Raw genomic sequence first — 17,670 nt, 5'->3', positions numbered from 1 at the left:
TTCACAGGGTTTTTCTCTTTTTCCATACCTGATAAGAATTAACTACATTTTGCCACAATACATAAGCTCCGGGTCCTAAAGATGATATAGGATTTAGATATGTTTGAGCCATCCAGATAGCAAGGATGGTATTTTTTTGCCCTAATCCCTGCCCTCCGGCTATCGTGTCGTTGTAATAAGTGCCTAAACGGCGTCCTACAAGAAATTGAGCTATGCAAATAGCCAAAGCCGAGAAAGCGACCGACAGTTCTATTATAAAATTGGGACTTTCTTGGTCAATTATAAACTGTACGGTTTTCCCTGTAATAATAACCAACGCTATCGACCAAAGATAAAAAGACAATCCTTTTGCTTTTTGAATCTCATGATGTACTCTGGGTAATAACCTCTTGAGTAAGAATGCGCCAAACAGAGGAAGAAATAATAGTATTGAGACTTTTTGAAATACAATCCAGAATGATTGAAGAAATGAACTTGACTCTATTTCTCCCGTATATGAAAATAGGATGGGTGCAACAATAACAATAACCATGTTGCAGAGTAAACTATAAGCCATCAGGCTAGGGACATTTCCTCCAAGCATGCCTGTTATTACAGGCGCAGATGTGGCTGTGGGGGCTAAAACGCAAATCATTGCCCCTTGAGCGACAATGGGATTTAAAGGGCGAAGTAATACGTAAACCCCAATACTCCCCAATATCTGTATGGCAATAAGCCAAAAATGCAGTCGGGAAAAATGTATCTCCTTAAACGAAATATTGCAATAGGTGATCAATAGCATTAATGCTATGAGGTAAGGGGTAAGGAACGACAGTTCGCCCATATATTTGTGTAACAGAATGCCGGTAAGCATAGCTATGGGCATCATGTACGATTTAATCTTATTCAGCATGATTGGCTTATTGAAGGTGTAAAATTAGCAAATATATTCCCTTTGAAGCCGTAATAAAGGTAAAATCATAAAAAAAGAAAAAAAGAAGTAAATTGAAATATTTTTAAATCTAAATCGTCTAATTAGATAAATACACTAATAAGAACGTTGGATATGAAAGATGACAAGAACAAGAAGGAGAATTTGAAATACGCTCCTAAGAAAGAAATCGAATCTCTTGACAGGAAAGATAGTTCTAATGTGCAACTCGCACTTGCTATAGAAGAACTATGTTCCGATGACTTTTTATTTGATGATGAGAAAGAGTGATTCTTTTCGTTCACCTTATTAACTTAAAAAATGAAAGCCCCCCATGCTATTATACGGTTGAATACTACTATCTTTTTAGCTCGTCTATTGCTTGTCTGAGTGCTTCTGCTGCTTTTTTTACTGTAACGCTCCAGTCGTCGGCAGCATTATCGTCAGCGCCATCCGAAATATATTTCAGGCACAGGAACGGAATGTCTTCTTTCTTCGCAATATACGCCAATGGATAGGCTTCCATATCTACAATGTTATAATCTGATGTATTGTGGCTCATTTCGAAGCTGTCTCCGGTTCCACAAACACCTTCTTGCAGGCTGTCGATCCGAATCCCATATTCTAGGATCGGTTTTGTGTTAGAAAAAGGTGTTTCATATAACTCACAACCGAGTGTTGTTACATTCATGTCTCGTTGTATAAACTGGGTGCAGCAGATTACCGACCCTCTTTCAAAAAAGTTGCTGCCAGCCGATCCAAGGTTGATAATAATACTTGGTTTATTCTGTGCAATCCGCTTTGTTAAATGATAAGCTGCGTTAACCTTGCCCACACCAATAAAAAGCGGACTTTCATTTACAAACTTATCTGAGGCTTCACTCTCGAGTGCAAAAACGTATAAAGGATTTTTATTTAATAGTTCTTTAATCATGTTATTGAATCTTATTTGCAAATATAAGGAATATAAAAGAATTGGATAAAGATAAAAAAGTCACAAAAGTAACAGGTTTAGTTCATATTTGATTGTAACTTTTCTCCCCCAATCATATCAATCCCTTTTATATAAGATAATTTTTTTTCATCTGCATTAACATTCTACTTTGTTGAGTAAAAATAAGAAAATATCAAATTTATATCTCAGCTAATACTTAGGATAGTAAATAAAAATATGATTCTAAATCCCGGTTTCTATGATGATCGAATGATGGGGGAGGTGATTTTGTAACAATAATTTAACCGACAGATATTCCATCTTATGTTAAATGAACGTAACTTTGTCGGTTTTGAATAACCAATAAGGTTTTAAAGACGTTAAAGATAAATAACCAATAAATAATGGAAGGTAGAAAAAAATACATAGGTCTCTCCGATAGTGAAGTGAAAGCAAGCAGGCAGAAGCATGGTGCAAATATTCTCACTCCCCCCAAAAAAGAACCTCTTTGGAAACTTTTTTTGAAAAAGTTTGAAGATCCGATCATTCGTATATTGCTTATTGCCGCATTCTTGTCCTTAGGGATTTCTATTATACATAATGAGTATATAGAGACTATCGGTATTTTTTGTGCTATTCTTCTGGCAACAGGCGTCTCTTTTTGGTTCGAAATGGATGCCAACAAAAAGTTTGACGTCCTCAATCAGGTGAACGACGAAGACCAGATTATGGTGATGCGCAACGGAAATGTAAAGCAGGTTGCCAAAAAAGATATTGTAGTTGGTGATATTGTTTTGCTTGAGATAGGCAACGAGGTTCCGGCTGACGGCGAATTACTCGAAGCTGTATCAATGCAAATAGATGAGTCCTGCCTTACAGGAGAGCTGAGTATAGATAAGACTACAGACCCCGAACATTTCGAAGAAGGAGTTACTTATCCTTCAAACTGGGTGCTTAGAGGAACGAAGGTCATAAATGGGCACGGTGTTTTTGAAGTACATCGTATTGGAGATAATACCGAATTCGGAAAAGTGGCGGTGAAGGCGACCGAAAAAGTTGAAGGCGAAACACCATTGAACCGTCAGTTAGACTCTTTGGCTAAGTTTATCGGTGTTGTTGGTCTTATATTAGCCCTTTTCACATTTTTAGTCCTTGTTCTTAAGGATGTTGTTTTCGATCCTATTGTACCTATGCAAAAAAGACAGCTTGCTTTGCTTGCCGGTGCAATGTTGGGGGTAGCAGTGGGCATGATAAAAGTATGGCTGCCTATTATATATGGAGGTCTCGAATTGCTGGGCAAAGACTCTAAACTTCCTAAGTCTGTGAAAGAAGGAGGATGGTTGAGATGGCTTTTGACAGGAGTATTGGTGACGGTTGCCATTTCATCGATCGGATATGTTTTTGGCGTAGATCCGCTGAATAGTAGTTCGTGGATAAATCTTGATACGGCTACAGAGATTTTACAGGCCTTTATGGTGGCGGTTACATTGGTTGTTGTTGCTGTTCCCGAAGGTTTGCCGATGAGTGTTACGCTTAGTCTTGCGCTTAGTATGCGTCGCATGTTGAAGATGAATAATCTTGTGCGCAAAATGCATGCTGTGGAAACAATGGGAGCTACCACTGTTATCTGTACAGATAAGACAGGAACATTGACTCAAAACCAAATGCAGGTTGCCAGCACTAATTTCTACGGATTGGAAGATCAGCGATTGACCGACAGCGAAATCAGCCGTCTTGTGATAGGGAATATATCGGTAAACTCTACTGCATTTTTAGATTTCTCAGACCCTAAGAAAGTGGCGGCTTTAGGAAATCCTACCGAAGGAGCTTTGCTGCTTTGGCTCAACAATAGTAAAATCCTATATAGTAATATTCGTAACAAAGAAGCTATCATAGAGCAATTGCCATTCTCTACCGAACGTAAGTTTATGGCAACTTTTGTAGACTCTCCAAAACTGAGGAAGAAAGTTCTGTATGTAAAAGGTGCGCCAGAAGTAGTTTTGAGTAAATGCAAACATGTAATTACTACCGAAGGTCTCGTTCCGGTAAATGAATACAAAGAAAAAATTAATAGTCAGCTATTGCAATATCAGAATCAGGCAATGCGTACGCTCGGTTTTGCATACCAGTATGTAGATGATGCAAAAGCGGCTGTGGAAGATTTGATTAAAGGAGAATTGGTATTTCTTGGAATAGCAGGTATTTCCGATCCTGTACGTTCTGATGTGCCTGAGGCTGTGCAGCATTGTTTGAGTGCGGGTGTCGGCGTAAAAATTGTTACAGGCGACACGTATGGTACGGCTAAAGAAATAGGACGTCAGATTGGTATTTGGAAAGATGATGAGGATACCGATCTGAATATTATTGGTGGTGTTGATTTCGAAAAACTCTCAGATGAAGAAGCGCTCAATAGAGTACAAGGCTTGAAGATAATGTGTCGTGCTCGTCCGACAGACAAGCAGCGGCTTGTGCATCTCCTGAAACAGAAAGGGGAGATCGTTGCTGTAACCGGTGACGGGACAAACGATGCTCCTGCTCTCAATTATGCTGATGTAGGTTTGTCGATGGGCTCGGGAACATCAGTTGCCAAAGAGGCGAGTGATATAACCCTACTCGACGATTCCTTCAGTAGTATTGCTACTGCTGTGATGTGGGGGCGTTCGCTCTATAAGAACATACAGCGCTTTATGTTGTTTCAGTTGACTATCAACGTGGCTGCACTTTTGATCGTATTTTTGGGTTCTGTGTTTGGGCAGCAGCTGCCGTTAACCGTAACGCAGATGCTTTGGGTAAACCTGATTATGGATACTTTTGCGGCCGGAGCATTAGCTTCATTACCTCCTGACCCGAATGTGATGAAAACTAAGCCGAGGAAAAACAGTGATTTTATTGTGACGCCTTCCATTGCTAAACATATTCTTTTTACAGGCGTAATGTTTGTTATATTACTCCTCGGAATGATGTATTATTTTTCAGGTCCTGTTCACTTGAATTCATTCTTTAGCTATGTTGCCGAAGGAGATAGGGAGCGTTACTTCTTGTCGTATTTCTTTACAGTCTTCGTTCTACTGCAATTCTGGAATATGTTTAATGCCAAAGCCTATGCAACAGGTAAATCCGCTTTTGCAGGATTAAATAAAAGCGCAGGCTTTGAGTTGGTAGCCTTGATTATTCTTGTAGGACAGATATTGATTGTTACTTTTGGTGGCGATGTATTTCGTACTATGCCGCTAACCATTCAAGACTGGGGCATTATTATAGGCGGCACATCTGTTGTTCTCTGGATTGGCGAATTGGTGAGACTGATAAGAAAAAAATGATTTGATAAATAAAAATATATTTTCCTGACAATCTTTTCAGGTTATATTAAATAGGCTTATCTAATGTGGAAGTTAGATAAGCCTATTTCAATATTGAAAGAACCTCTTAAGTTAAAAAAGCATTGTTTTTTGAAAGTTTGTTGCTTATAATTCATCAAAAATATGTATATTTGCGCGCAATAAATTTCAAAAGCTCTTTAATATATGTCGTTTATTGCAGATAAAGTTGTAATGGATGGATTGACATTCGATGATGTATTGTTGATCCCCGCTTATTCAGAAGTTCTCCCCCGCGAAGTCGATTTGTCGACAAATTTCTCACGCAATATCAAATTAAACATTCCGTTCGTTTCGGCTGCAATGGATACTGTTACCGAGGCTAAGCTTGCTATCGCCATAGCTCGTGAAGGTGGTATAGGTGTTATACACAAAAACATGTCTATAGAAGCCCAGGCACAGCAAGTTCGATTTGTTAAACGTGCAGAAAACGGAATGATCTCAAATCCTGTAAGTATTCTTCGTGACAAAACAGTTGGTCATGCCTTGGCAATGATGGCTGAATACAAAATCGGGGGGATTCCTGTTGTGGACACAAACAACCGTTTGGTTGGTATTGTGACCAATCGTGACCTGCGCTTCAGACGTGATATGAATGAGTTGATCGATGATGTGATGACAAAAGAAAATATCATTACAACACGCCAGACTACAGACCTTGAAGCAGCAGCAGATATTCTTCAGCAACATAAGATAGAAAAACTACCTGTAGTTGATTCCGATAATAAACTAATCGGACTAATCACATATAAAGATATTACAAAGGCAAAAGATAAACCGTTTGCCTGCAAAGACGAACACGGACGTTTGCGTGTTGCTGCCGGTGTGGGAGTAACCTATGATACGCTGGAGCGTGTTGATGCTCTTGTTCAGGCCGGAGTAGATGCAATTGTTATTGATACTGCTCATGGACACTCAAGAGGAGTGGTTGAGATGCTGAAAAAAGTAAAAACTACTTATTCCAACATCGATATTGTTGTGGGTAATATAGCAACCGGCGATGCTGCAAAATATCTGGTTGATGCCGGAGCAGATGCAGTAAAAGTGGGAATCGGTCCGGGTTCAATCTGTACTACACGTGTAGTCGCAGGTATCGGGGTTCCTCAGTTATCGGCTATCTATGATGTTGCGAAAGCACTGAGAGGGACAGATGTTCCGTTGATTGCAGATGGCGGTTTGCGCTATTCGGGAGATATTGTGAAAGCTCTTGCAGCAGGAGGCTACTCTGTTATGATGGGATCGTTACTTGCCGGAGTAGAGGAGTCTCCGGGCGAAACAATTATTTTCAATGGGCGTAAGTTTAAGTCATATCGTGGTATGGGATCTTTGGAAGCAATGGAAAAAGGCTCAAAAGACCGTTATTTCCAAGATATGGAAGCTGATATTAAAAAGCTTGTGCCGGAAGGTATTGCTGCCCGTGTTCCTTTCAAAGGCTCATTGTTTGAAGTTGTTTATCAGATGACCGGTGGTCTTCGTGCCGGAATGGGGTATTGCGGAGCAAAGAATATTGACGAGCTGCACAATGCTAAGTTTACTCGTATCACGAATGCGGGTGTTGCAGAAAGTCATCCTCACGATGTAGCCATTACAAGCGAAGCTCCAAATTACAGCAGAGGAGAATAAAATTTGATTGGACAGAATTTATTATAATACGAATGGTTGCCAATCGGCAGCCATTCGTTTTTGTTAATATCTATCGGCTCGTTTGATGGTGTTACTTCTGCTAACTAATCGTCCCTCATATTAAAAAACTATTGGTATTCCTTTATTTTAGAATATTTTAAAACATTACGAGCCTTTATTTCTTGTATCTTTGTTTTTTATAAGTTTATCAGCTTGATATATGAATAAAAGACGACTTGTATTCTTTCTTATCACACTACATGCTACTTTCTATCTGCATGCACAGCAGGTAGACCCTGTCGCTATTCAGATTGATGGAAAACCTGTATTCAAATCAGAGTTGGAGAAAGCTTACAGAGAAAGTAATGTCTCAAGGTCTGATGGTGAAAAAGAATCTCTTCCCGACTTTGTTCAATCATACATAGATTTTAGGTTGAATATTGCAGAGGCTAAAGCTCAGCGAATCGATACAACCGGAAATTATATAAGAGATTTATCTGCGGCAAGAGTAGGCATGTCTCGTAAATATATGCAAGATACGATTTGCGAAAATGATTATTTGTTGAAGATATATAATAGGATGCAGCAAAACGTGGAAATAAATCACGTACTTGTTCCATTCGAAGAAAAAATAATATATCCTGCCGATACAGTTGTTCTATACCAAAAAGCGATAGATTTGCAAGGGAGATTATCTAAAAATGGGTTCGCAGCCGAAGGGTATAGTAAAGTATTATCGTCTTCTACTGTTTTGGATTATAATCGACAAAACGGCTATATTGGCTGGGTTGCTCCTTTTATGTTTAATGCTAAAGTAGAGCAGGCGATTTACTCTCTTCATGTTAACGAGGTTAGTATGCCGATAAGGTGTTCGGATGGGTATCATATCATACAGGTCTTAAATAAACGCCCGGCTGTAGGTTCGGTAGATATAGAGCAAGTGTTATTTAATTTTTCTCGTATCCCTGCCGATCTTAATCAAATAGACAGTGTGGGGAAGGTTGCTTGGAGAGAGTATCGGAATATCCGTACAGCTTCAGATTATCAATCATTGTGTGATGAGTTTACTCGTGTAATGCAAATGGGTGAAAAGGGATGCCATTTTGGGGTTTTGAATTTGGAATCCCGTCTATCTCCAACCTTTATAGAAGCAGCTTTTAATCTCAAAAAAGAAGGAGATGTGAGCGAACCTGTACAATCGGAATATGGATTTCATATTATCCGGCTACTGAAAAAAATTCCAGTTCCGTCTTATGCTGATATGAAGAGCGCGCTGAAAGCTCGCATACTGGAAAGTGACAAGTCGGAAGAAATGACTATTGAAAAACGGAAAAGAATGTCACAAGAATTAGGTTTTAACTTCAATCGTGTGGCTTATGACAGACTGAATGAAATAGCAAATAAGATATCTCCTAAAGATTCTTCCTTTTTGAAAAATGTTGATAATAATAACGATATTTTATTTTCGTTTGGAGATAAGAAGATATATACAGTTGCTAACTTTGTTGAATATATTCGATTGAGGCAAAACTTGATGGATAATAAGCCGACCGATGCTCCTGAAACGGTAGTATACACTGAGGCTATCAATAATTCGTTATCCACAGATGTGCTGAAAGAATATTTTAATGCATATTATTCACGTTGCCTGACTGATTATTATTACTTATCTCTACCAAATAGAGAACCTGAATATAAGAAGCAATTAGATGAAATCTCTAATGGACTTTTATCTTTTGGCGTAATGAATAAGAATATATGGGAACGTGCCACTACTGACGAAAAAGGTTTGTCGGAATATTTCAAGAAAAATAAAAATAAATATTCCTTTGGCGGAACAAAGTATAGAGGGCTGATTGTTTATGCAAAAGATGAAAAAGCACTAACTGTTGCTACATCATTGTCCAAGAGTGAGAAGAACAGAGATATTCTTATTGAAAAAATAAGACATGCTCTGAATAAAGATTCTCTCAGGGTGCTGATGGAACCCGGAATATGGGCTAAGGGTGAAAACCCGTATGTAGATAATAAGGTCTTTGCGGGAAAAGAAGTGAAAGCAAAAATGGGCTATCCGTACTTTATTGTTTTGGGTGATTTTGTTTCAAAGCCAACAGACTATAATGATGTGAGATATGCTGTTGAGTCTGATTATCAAGCTCTGCTCGAACAACAATGGAAGGCTGATTTACGCAAGAAATATAAAGTGGAGATAAATAATTCTGTATTGAATACAATAAAATGAGAATCTATAATATTATTATAATACCTGCATCGATTTTGATATCTATGCTGTCATGCAGTAAAGGAAGTACTGATGCGCCTGATCTGAGCCAAGTTCCTGTAGTCACAGTCGGGGATAAGACCTTGTATATGGATGAGCTCAACAATACGGTTCCCCGTACACTGTCTGCGCAAGATAGTACTGCTGCGGCAGATGCCTACATAAAAATGTGGATAAATGATCAGCTGTTGTATGACAAGGCGAAAAAAAATATAGTAAATAAAGAGGAGATAGAACGATTGATAGAAAATTATCGCAAGACTCTTATTTCGAATCTATATCAAGAGCAATTGTTGAAGGAGCATTTATTAAAATCTGTCTCCGATGCTGAATTGCAATCTTTTTACGAACAGAATAAAGATAAGCTGAAGCTTAAAGAAAATATAATAAAGGGATTGTATCTGAAAGTTCCGCTTGACTCAAAAGAACTCAATAATTTTCTCAAGTGGTATAAACAACCGACAGATGCAGCTGTAGAAAATATAGAGAAGAATACATTGAAGAATGCAGTCGGGTACGAATATTTCTACAATAGGTGGGTGAGCTTCAATGAGATTATAGATAATATGCCACTGTCGGTGGATAACGGGGCAGACTTTTTGAAAATCAATAAGAATATAGAAGCCCGGGATTCTTCATTCGTATATCTATTGAATGTGAAAGAATACAGGACAGTGGGAAGTGAAGCTCCTTATGAGTATATAAAAAATCAATTGATGGAAATTTATACAGAACAAAGGAAAAGTGATTACCTTAATAAGGTGCAACAGGACTTGTATAATAAGGCCATTTCGGATAATGAAATTAAGTTTTATAATAAGTAGACTATAACTTCTTTTTTTACGTTAAGAAAAAGTGATACATTATCACTATATTTACGCCACTTTTTAATAAACAGACAAAAATGATGCAAAAGGCAAGAAAATTAATTTTATTAATAATACTATTGGGGTCGGGTATTTTATCCTATGCTCAGAATAATGTTATAGATGAAATAATATGGGTAGTAGGGGATGAAGCTATCCTGAAATCGGATGTGGAAAAAGTTCGCTTGGGAATGTTGTCTCGCGGTGAACGCATCGAGGGAGACCCTTATTGTTTGATTCCGGAGCAACTTGCTGTTCAGAAGCTGTTCCTCGATCAGGCAAAGATAGATAGTATAGAAGTGCCGGCATCAGCAGTTAACAGCCAGCTATCGAGATATGAGAATAATGTTATAGCCAATCTGGGCTCAAAAGAGAAAGCCGAAGAGTATCTAGGCTCTACTATGTCACAGCTCAGGGACGAATGGCGCGAACAAATTCGTAATGAATATCTGGTTTCAGAAGTAAAGAAGAGCTTGGTTGGGAAAAAAACAAATCTGACTCCTTCCGAAGTCCGTAAATATTACGCTCAGCTGCCAAAAGACAGTTTGCCTTATATCCCTACAATGGTTGAAGTGCAGATTATAACGAATGAACCTGTGATTCCATTAAAAGATATTGATCAGGTAAAAGATCGGCTGAGAGATTATACAAACAGGATAAACTCGGGAACTGCCGACTTTGCTACTTTAGCAATCATGTATTCCGAAGATCCGGGTTCGGCTCCAAATGGTGGTGAACTGGGCTTTATGGGACGTGCCGAGTTATTGCCGGAGTTCTCCAGTGTAGGATTCTCTTTATCTGACCCTAAAAAAGTATCAAATATTGTAGAAACAGAATATGGCTTCCATATCATTCAGTTGATAGAAAGAAGAGGTGATAGGGCTAACTTCCGTCACATACTGCTTCGTCCGAAGGTGTCGACAGAAGATATGAATAAAGCAAAATTCAGACTAGACTCTATTGCAAATGATATAAGAGCAAACAAGTTTACATTCGAAGATGCTACAGTACTATCTTTCGATAAAAATACAAGGAAGAATAACGGGCTGATGGTAAACTACAAAGAGAGTACAAACTATGGTACTCCTCGCTTTACAATGGAAGAACTTCCTACCGAAATAGGTAAGATTGTAAACAATATGAAGGTAGGAGATATATCGCCTGCATTCACAATGAAGCAGAATAGCGGTAAAGAAGTTGTTGCCATTATAAAGTTGAAAAGCAAAACCGAAGGACATATCGCAAATGTATCTGACGACTATCAGACATTGAAGGCGATTGTAGAAAACAAGAAGCATGAAGAGGTTCTGAAAAAGTGGCTCCAAACAAAAATAAAGAGTACTTATGTAAGAATAGATAAGGATTGGGAAAACTGTGATTTCCAATATCCCGACTGGATTAAAAAAGATCAGGCTAGCAAGTAAATATAACAAGTGTTTAAGAAATTTATTACATACATAACGCAAAGGCATAGAATATCTGCAATCAGTGTTTTATGCCTGATTGCTATTTATGCATCGGCACAAATGATGATTTCTCCACATATGGATGTGGATAGCCTTCAAGTGCCTCAAAAGCCTCAGAGTCAGCAAAAACCTCAACAGGCAAAAGGAAAACAGAAAGTAATAGACATTGTATTTAGTAAGGAACTGTTTGCCCGAGCGGGTTCAGATGTTAAGATATTGAAAGATAGTGTTATATTCTTTCACGATGGGGCGTATCTGTATTGCGACAGTGCCTACTATGACGAAAAGATGAACTCTTTTAATGCATTTAGCAACGTACGAATGGAACAGGGCGATACCCTTTTTCTGTATGGCAATTATATGCATTATGATGGAAATACAAGGGTTGTAATGTTCAGAGAGAACGTACGCCTCGAACATGGTAGCGGAACATTGTTTACCGACAGTTTAAATTATGACCGTATGATGAATATCGGTTATTACTTTGATGGTGGTATGCTCGTCGATTCGTTGAATGAACTTACGTCCTACTGGGGGCAATATGAGCCTGCACTCAAGCTGGCAACATTCAAGGATAGTGTGATTCTTGTGAATAATAAGTTTAAGTTATATTCCGATCGTCTCAAATATAATACGGATAGTAAAATAGCAACAATCTATACACCTACCAAAATTGTTTCCGACAGTGGTATTATTTATTCCAGCAAAGGTTGGTATAATACTTCAACCGAGGAGTCTCTCTTGTTGGATCAATCTACAATTGTAAACAAGGAGGGCAATCGTATCTTGAGAGGAGATTCCATCTCGTACCATAAGGCAAAAGGATATGGCGAGGTATTTGGCAATATGTTTTTGCAAGATACGACTAAAAAAGTCATCCTAAGAGGTCATTATGGTTTCTATAATGAGTTGACAGACTATGCGCTGGCTACCGATTCGGCTTACTGTATCGAGTATTCGCAAGGCGATACACTATATATTCATGCCGATACTCTTAAGTTGATTGCAATAGTAGATAGCATCAAGCCCACCAATCTGAAGATACAAAAGCATGATAAAGTCGCTGCGGATTCCTTATATAGCGATTCTATTGGTAAAGTTCATTCAGATTCATTTCATGCTCAGCCAAACATCTCTTTTTCGCTTGACTCTCTGCCATCGGCATTACCTCCCGGGAAAAAGGAAGAATCTAAAGTGACTACTTTCAGAGAGATAAAAGCATATTACGGAGTCCGTTTCTATCGCTCCGATATGCAAGGAGTTTGTGACTCTTTACAGTTCAACTCAAGAGATTCTATACTCCATATGTATAAAGATCCTGTACTGTGGAATACAAACAGGCAACTTTATGGCGATACGATAGACATTTATATGAATGATAGTACAATCGATCATATGCATGTCAAACGATATAGTTTCTCGATAGAGCAAAAAGACTCGCTACATTACAATCAGCTGAAATCCCGTTCTATGAAGCTTTTCTTCCAGAACAAACAGCTTGAAAGAGTATTAGCAGAAGGTAATGTGGAGACAATATCGTATCCCGAAGAGAAAAATAAAGAACTATCAGGTATTCTCAATTGGCTTGAAAGCAGTTATCTACAGATATTCATGAAGGATGGTGCATTCGAGAAGCTTGTTACATGGCCCAAATCTGTAGGGAAAACAACACCTTTCGATCTGATTACTCCCGAACAATTGCGTTTAACAGACTTCTATTGGTACGATTATTTACGACCTTTAGATAAAGATGATATATTCAGGAAAGTTTCTCGTAAAGCATCAGATGTGAAACCTCAACGGAGTAAAACATCAGTCTTTAATCGGGAAGAATAACCATAGAATAATAATGAGTGATATAATACATCTTTTACCCGATTCTATAGCCAATCAAATCGCGGCAGGAGAGGTTATTCAACGGCCTTCGTCAGTGGTGAAGGAATTAGTTGAAAATGCCATCGATGCCGGCGCAGACAGTATACAGCTTATCATTAAGGATGCCGGCCGTACACTGATTCAGGTGATAGATAACGGAAAAGGAATGTCGGCAACAGATGCCCGTATGGCCTTTGAACGGCATGCTACATCTAAGATAAGAAAGGCGGATGATTTGTTTGATCTTCACACCATGGGGTTCAGGGGTGAGGCTTTGCCCTCTATTGCCGCTATCTCGCATGTGGAAGTTAAAACAAGAAGGGCTGAAGACGAGCTGGGTACTTTGCTGCAAATAGCGGGGTCGAGAGTCGAAAATCAGGAACCTGTGGCTTGTCCGGTAGGGAGTAATTTCTCTGTAAAGAACATATTCTATAATGTTCCTGCCCGTCGTAAATTTTTGAAATCGAACGATACCGAACGTAGAAATATTCTTACCGAACTGGAGCGTATTGTTCTGGTAAATCCTTCCATCGAATTTACCTTTATAGATAATGATGTAGAAGTATTAAAATTTCCGGCCGGAGGTTTACGGCAGCGTATCGTAAATGTTGTAGGCAAGAATTTCAATCAGCAGCTTATCTCTATTGATATAGATACTTCACTGGCTAAGATAACCGGCTTTATAGGTAAGCCCGAATCTGCTAGAAAGGCCAGAGCTCAGCAATTCTTTTTTGTGAACAACAGGTATATGCGTCATGCATATTTTAATAAGGCTGTACAATCTGCCTTTGAGCCTCTGATTCTGAACGGGGAGTATCCAAACTATTTTATTTATTTTCAAGTTGATCCTTCTACTATCGATGTAAATATACATCCGACAAAGACAGAGATAAAGTTTGAAAATGAGCAACCTATCTGGCAAATTCTTACCGCAGCCATCAAGGAGGCATTGGGTAAGTTTAATGAAGTGCCTACAATAGACTTTGATACCGAAGGAGCTATAGATATACCGATTCACGATCCTTCAAAAAATATATCTCAACCTCGAGTAAATATAGATCCGTCATATAATCCATTCAAGTCGCCTGCAAGAACAAACTATCAGCGTCCAAAGTTCGATTTGGATCAGTTATACAAAGGTTTTGAAAGTGATAAAAATACTGCCGATTTTTCTACAGAGGTTGCCCCCGATGTTGATATTTTTAGTCAGCAACAAACAGGCGATTCTGAAAAGATAGTTCCCGAAATGGTGGTACATTATCAATACAAGAACCGCTATATCCTTACTTCCGTTAAATCGGGACTAATGCTTATCGATCAGCATCGTGCTCATATTCGTATATTGTTCGATCAGTTTTTATCTCAGATAGAGCATAAAAGAGGCATCTCACAGCGTGCACTATTTCCCGAGATTATCGAGCTGTCTCCATCGGAGGCTGCTATGATGCCTTATCTGAAAGACGATCTTGAGGCCGTAGGCTTCGATCTCAGCCATTTAGGAAATAGTTCTTATGCTATAAATGGTACACCTGCCGAAATAACTAATATAGACTCTGTACAGCTTGTGCACAACATTATAAATAAGAGTATAGAGAGCGGTAGCGATGTAAAAGAAGAAATACGCGAGGCACTGGCACTTTCGATGGCTTATGCTGCATCAATCCCTTATGGGCATACTTTGTCTACAGAGGAGATGAATAAGATTGTCGATCAGCTTTTTGCTTCCTCAGCATATAAACATACTCCTGACGGAAAAACAATTATCTCTATGCTCGAAGATGATGCGATAGAGAAGATGTTCAAGTAAACCATAAATTATTTATCTATGAGAAAGGCGAAAATTATCTCTCTCATCTTTACTATCTTTTTTATTTTAGGGCTATGTGGCTACTACTTTTATCCATCAACGACGGTCTCTACCGATAGGGCTAAAGCTACTAGGGAAGAACAGATAGAGGATGGCGATATAATCTTTCAGACTTCGCTCTCGGCTCAGAGTGAGGCTATCCAACAAGCTACAAATTCAAAGTACTCTCACTGTGGCATTATTTATAAGAATAATGGTAGATTCTATGTCTATGAGGCTGCTGAAACTGTAAAGTTGACACCTTTGGATGAATGGGTCGCAAAGGGAAAGGATGGGCATTATGTAATCAAGCGTCTGAGAATTGCAAATCAGATATTAACCTTTAACACGCTGAAGAAAATGAAAGAGGAGGGGGCTAAGCTCTTGGGGAAAAGTTATGACTCTGCATTTGACTGGTCGGACGAGAAAATATACTGTTCTGAGCTTGTCTGGAAAATCTATAAGCGAGGCGCAGAAGTTGAAGTTGGCAAGCTGCAATACTTAAGAGACTTTAACTTGACAGGGGAAGAAGTCCAACAAAAACTAAAAGAACGATACGGAGATAAAATTCCGAAAGATGAGGTCGTAATTTCCCCTGCATCTATTTTTAATAGTAGTATGCTGGAGACGGTCATTTCTCATACTCTATAAGATACAAAAAGCAGAATATTCGAATATTCTGCTTTTTATATTTATAATAAAATTATATCAGTGTTATTTATTCAACAGCTTTTTTACTGTTTCAGAAATAGCTTTTCCGGCAGCAATGCCTGCAAGAGCTTTTGTAGCTACACCCATCACTTTACCCATATCCGCAGGAGATGAAGCTCCTACTTGAGCTATAATTTCGGTGATTCTTACATCCAGTTCTTCTTGTGATAATTGCTTTGGCAGGTATGCTTCTATAACAGCAATCTGTGCTAATTCATCTCCAGCCAGATCCTCACGCCCCTGATTTTTATATATTTCTGCGCTATCTTTACGTTGCTTCACCATCTTTTGCAAGATAAGAGTTGCTGCTTCGTCAGATAATTCATCATTAGCTCCTTTCGCTGTTTTTGCTTCAAGAAACTCCTTTTTTACTCCCCGCAATGCTTCCAGTCTTATTTTGTCTTTTGCGCGCATTGCGTCTTTGATATCTTCGCTTACTTTATCAAATAAGTTCATTGTTGTATTTTTTATTATGATTTAGTCATTAAAAAGGCCACCTTGTTTCTTCATTTCCGGCTTGTATTCGCTTGGGTTGAATTTCTCATCACGTTTGAATACCGGAGTGTTTTCCAAAGCGTCAATAATCTTATCATTATCCAATTCTTCTGTAGATAGGATAATTGGCTTTTGTCCGAAAAATGAGGAGCGAACAGCGACAGTCTGTACGCCATCTTTTCCGTAATGTTTTTCAATCATTTCGTTGATACGGCGTTTTTCTTCTTCTTCCTGTCTGATTCTTTCCTCTTCTTCTTCCTCATCAATTTCGATAAGATCACTTTCCATGCCCGGGATGCTCGACATACCGAATCCTGTAGCCAGTAAGGTTATTTTTACCTGCTTGCCTAGATTTTTGTCTATAGCAGTACCCCAAATAACTTCTATCTCAGGGCCAAAGCGTTTCATAAAGTTGGCAACAGCTTCCATCTCTTCTACTATCAGCGGTTCTTCTTCGCTCGAATAGATATTGAATAGAATTTTCTTGGCATCAAATACATCATTGTTATTCAATAATGGAGAGTGAAGTGCGTTTACAATTGCATCTTCCACACGATTTTCTCCTTCGCCTCGTCCACTACTCATGATGGCTACTCCTCCATCTTTCAGAATGGTTTTCACATCTGCAAAGTCCAGATTTATATGTCCGTGTACTGTAATTATCTCGGCAATGCCCTTCGCTGCAATCGTGAGCGTGTCGTCAGCTTTTGCAAAAGCATTGGGGATAGTCAGGTCGGCATATATATCAATCAGTCTCTCATTGTTGATCACAAGCAGTGCATCAACGTTGCGTGCTATATTTTCTACACCTTTCAGTGCTTGTATAATCTTTTTACGGCCTTCGAATACAAATGGTATGGTAACAATACCAACTGTAAGTATTCCCAGGTCTTTAGCAATACGGGCTACTACAGGGGCTGCTCCTGTTCCGGTACCACCTCCCATTCCGGCAGTGATAAATACCATTTTGGTTCCGTCTCCCAATAGTTTTTCCAGATCTTCACGGCTCTCTTCTGCTGCTGCTTTTGCAACCTCGGGACGGTTTCCTGCTCCAAGTCCTTCCGTTGTTTTCCTTCCCAGTTGGACACGTGTTTCTACCGGAGATTCGCACAATGCTTGATTATCGGTATTGCACAATGCAAATGACACATCATGTATACCTTCATTAAACATGTGGTTTACGGCATTACCGCCACCACCACCTACACCGATTACCTTTATGATTGTCTGAGTTTTTCTTGGGAATTGAAAATCCAGTATTTTTTCATCCATATCTTAGCGTATTT

Annotated in this window: 13 protein-coding genes; 9 read left to right on the top strand and 4 right to left on the bottom strand. The window is 38.9% G+C overall.

Annotated features, from left to right (window positions below):
* Position 1: 1 nt before the first annotated feature.
* A complete protein-coding gene (locus HMPREF9456_RS00505; RefSeq protein ID WP_006841475.1) occupies positions 2-892 on the bottom strand; it encodes a bile acid:sodium symporter family protein in 891 nt (296 codons plus the stop codon).
* 153 nt (positions 893-1,045) lie between these two features.
* On the opposite strand from HMPREF9456_RS00505, the gene HMPREF9456_RS17325 reads away from it, so the two are divergent.
* Complete coding sequence (locus tag HMPREF9456_RS17325) at positions 1,046-1,201, top strand: hypothetical protein (RefSeq protein ID WP_006841474.1); 156 nt, start codon at positions 1,046-1,048, stop codon at positions 1,199-1,201.
* A 67-nt stretch (positions 1,202-1,268) separates the two neighbouring features.
* On the opposite strand, the gene HMPREF9456_RS00500 is transcribed toward HMPREF9456_RS17325, so the two are convergent.
* Positions 1,269-1,844, bottom strand: a complete 576-nt coding sequence (locus HMPREF9456_RS00500) for a 5'-methylthioadenosine/S-adenosylhomocysteine nucleosidase family protein (RefSeq protein WP_006841473.1) — start codon at positions 1,842-1,844, stop codon at positions 1,269-1,271.
* A 404-nt stretch (positions 1,845-2,248) separates the two neighbouring features.
* Between HMPREF9456_RS00500 and HMPREF9456_RS00495 the strand changes: the two genes are divergently transcribed.
* The 8 genes from HMPREF9456_RS00495 (at position 2,249) to HMPREF9456_RS00460 (ending at position 15,829) form a co-directional block, all read left to right on the top strand.
* Positions 2,249-5,164: a calcium-translocating P-type ATPase, PMCA-type gene (locus tag HMPREF9456_RS00495; RefSeq protein ID WP_006841472.1), complete on the top strand. Its 2,916-nt coding sequence runs from the start codon at positions 2,249-2,251 to the stop codon at positions 5,162-5,164.
* 204 nt (positions 5,165-5,368) lie between these two features.
* Positions 5,369-6,844 (top strand): IMP dehydrogenase, encoded by a 1,476-nt coding sequence (gene guaB / locus HMPREF9456_RS00490; RefSeq protein ID WP_006841471.1) that lies wholly within the window; start codon positions 5,369-5,371, stop codon positions 6,842-6,844.
* 220 nt (positions 6,845-7,064) lie between these two features.
* Positions 7,065-9,086, top strand: a complete 2,022-nt coding sequence (locus HMPREF9456_RS00485) for a peptidylprolyl isomerase (RefSeq protein ID WP_006841470.1) — start codon at positions 7,065-7,067, stop codon at positions 9,084-9,086.
* The gene (locus tag HMPREF9456_RS00480) at positions 9,083-9,949 is read left to right on the top strand and encodes a peptidylprolyl isomerase (RefSeq protein WP_006841469.1); all 867 of its coding nucleotides are present in this window, start codon (positions 9,083-9,085) and stop codon (positions 9,947-9,949) included. The genes HMPREF9456_RS00485 and HMPREF9456_RS00480 overlap by 4 nt, the downstream gene beginning before the upstream one ends.
* 80 nt (positions 9,950-10,029) lie before the next feature.
* Complete coding sequence (locus HMPREF9456_RS00475) at positions 10,030-11,415, top strand: peptidylprolyl isomerase (protein WP_018074719.1); 1,386 nt, start codon at positions 10,030-10,032, stop codon at positions 11,413-11,415.
* Between the two features lie 105 nt (positions 11,416-11,520).
* Positions 11,521-13,293: an OstA-like protein gene (locus HMPREF9456_RS00470; protein WP_018074720.1), complete on the top strand. Its 1,773-nt coding sequence runs from the start codon at positions 11,521-11,523 to the stop codon at positions 13,291-13,293.
* A gap of 13 nt (positions 13,294-13,306) precedes the next feature.
* On the top strand, positions 13,307-15,139 hold the full coding sequence (gene mutL, locus HMPREF9456_RS00465) for a DNA mismatch repair endonuclease MutL (RefSeq protein WP_006841466.1): 1,833 nt from the start codon (positions 13,307-13,309) through the stop codon (positions 15,137-15,139).
* Between the two features lie 18 nt (positions 15,140-15,157).
* Positions 15,158-15,829 carry a YiiX family permuted papain-like enzyme gene (locus HMPREF9456_RS00460; protein ID WP_006841465.1) on the top strand — a complete coding sequence of 224 codons (672 nt, stop codon included), beginning with the start codon at positions 15,158-15,160 and terminating at the stop codon, positions 15,827-15,829.
* Between the two features lie 63 nt (positions 15,830-15,892).
* Here HMPREF9456_RS00460 and HMPREF9456_RS00455 read toward each other — a convergent pair whose 3' ends face one another.
* Both HMPREF9456_RS00455 and ftsZ read right to left on the bottom strand, forming a co-directional pair.
* Complete coding sequence (locus tag HMPREF9456_RS00455; RefSeq protein WP_006841464.1) at positions 15,893-16,345, bottom strand: GatB/YqeY domain-containing protein; 453 nt, start codon at positions 16,343-16,345, stop codon at positions 15,893-15,895.
* A 21-nt stretch (positions 16,346-16,366) separates the two neighbouring features.
* On the bottom strand, positions 16,367-17,656 hold the full coding sequence (gene ftsZ / locus HMPREF9456_RS00450) for a cell division protein FtsZ (protein WP_006841463.1): 1,290 nt from the start codon (positions 17,654-17,656) through the stop codon (positions 16,367-16,369).
* Positions 17,657-17,670: the final 14 nt, after the last annotated feature.

It is taken from the genome of Dysgonomonas mossii DSM 22836, from assembly GCF_000213575.1.
GTDB lineage: Bacteria > Bacteroidota > Bacteroidia > Bacteroidales > Dysgonomonadaceae > Dysgonomonas > Dysgonomonas mossii.
Note: the sequence above shows the minus strand (reverse complement) of the source record. Positions and strands in the feature narration are given on the sequence as shown.

Bases quoted from the DNA above. Each gene is read 5' to 3' on its own strand.
- HMPREF9456_RS00480 (WP_006841469.1), top strand. From the start codon at position 9,083: ATGAGAATCTATAATATTATTATAATACCTGCATCGATTTTGATATCT.
- HMPREF9456_RS17325 (WP_006841474.1), top strand. From the start codon at position 1,046: ATGAAAGATGACAAGAACAAGAAGGAGAATTTGAAATACGCTCCTAAG.
- ftsZ (WP_006841463.1), bottom strand. From the start codon at position 17,656: ATGGATGAAAAAATACTGGATTTTCAATTCCCAAGAAAAACTCAGACA.
- HMPREF9456_RS00505 (WP_006841475.1), bottom strand. From the start codon at position 892: ATGCTGAATAAGATTAAATCGTACATGATGCCCATAGCTATGCTTACC.
- HMPREF9456_RS00475 (WP_018074719.1), top strand. From the start codon at position 10,030: ATGATGCAAAAGGCAAGAAAATTAATTTTATTAATAATACTATTGGGG.
- mutL (WP_006841466.1), top strand. From the start codon at position 13,307: ATGAGTGATATAATACATCTTTTACCCGATTCTATAGCCAATCAAATC.
- guaB (WP_006841471.1), top strand. From the start codon at position 5,369: ATGTCGTTTATTGCAGATAAAGTTGTAATGGATGGATTGACATTCGAT.
- HMPREF9456_RS00455 (WP_006841464.1), bottom strand. From the start codon at position 16,345: ATGAACTTATTTGATAAAGTAAGCGAAGATATCAAAGACGCAATGCGC.
- HMPREF9456_RS00460 (WP_006841465.1), top strand. From the start codon at position 15,158: ATGAGAAAGGCGAAAATTATCTCTCTCATCTTTACTATCTTTTTTATT.
- HMPREF9456_RS00485 (WP_006841470.1), top strand. From the start codon at position 7,065: ATGAATAAAAGACGACTTGTATTCTTTCTTATCACACTACATGCTACT.
- HMPREF9456_RS00495 (WP_006841472.1), top strand. From the start codon at position 2,249: ATGGAAGGTAGAAAAAAATACATAGGTCTCTCCGATAGTGAAGTGAAA.
- HMPREF9456_RS00470 (WP_018074720.1), top strand. From the start codon at position 11,521: ATGATTTCTCCACATATGGATGTGGATAGCCTTCAAGTGCCTCAAAAG.
- HMPREF9456_RS00500 (WP_006841473.1), bottom strand. From the start codon at position 1,844: ATGATTAAAGAACTATTAAATAAAAATCCTTTATACGTTTTTGCACTC.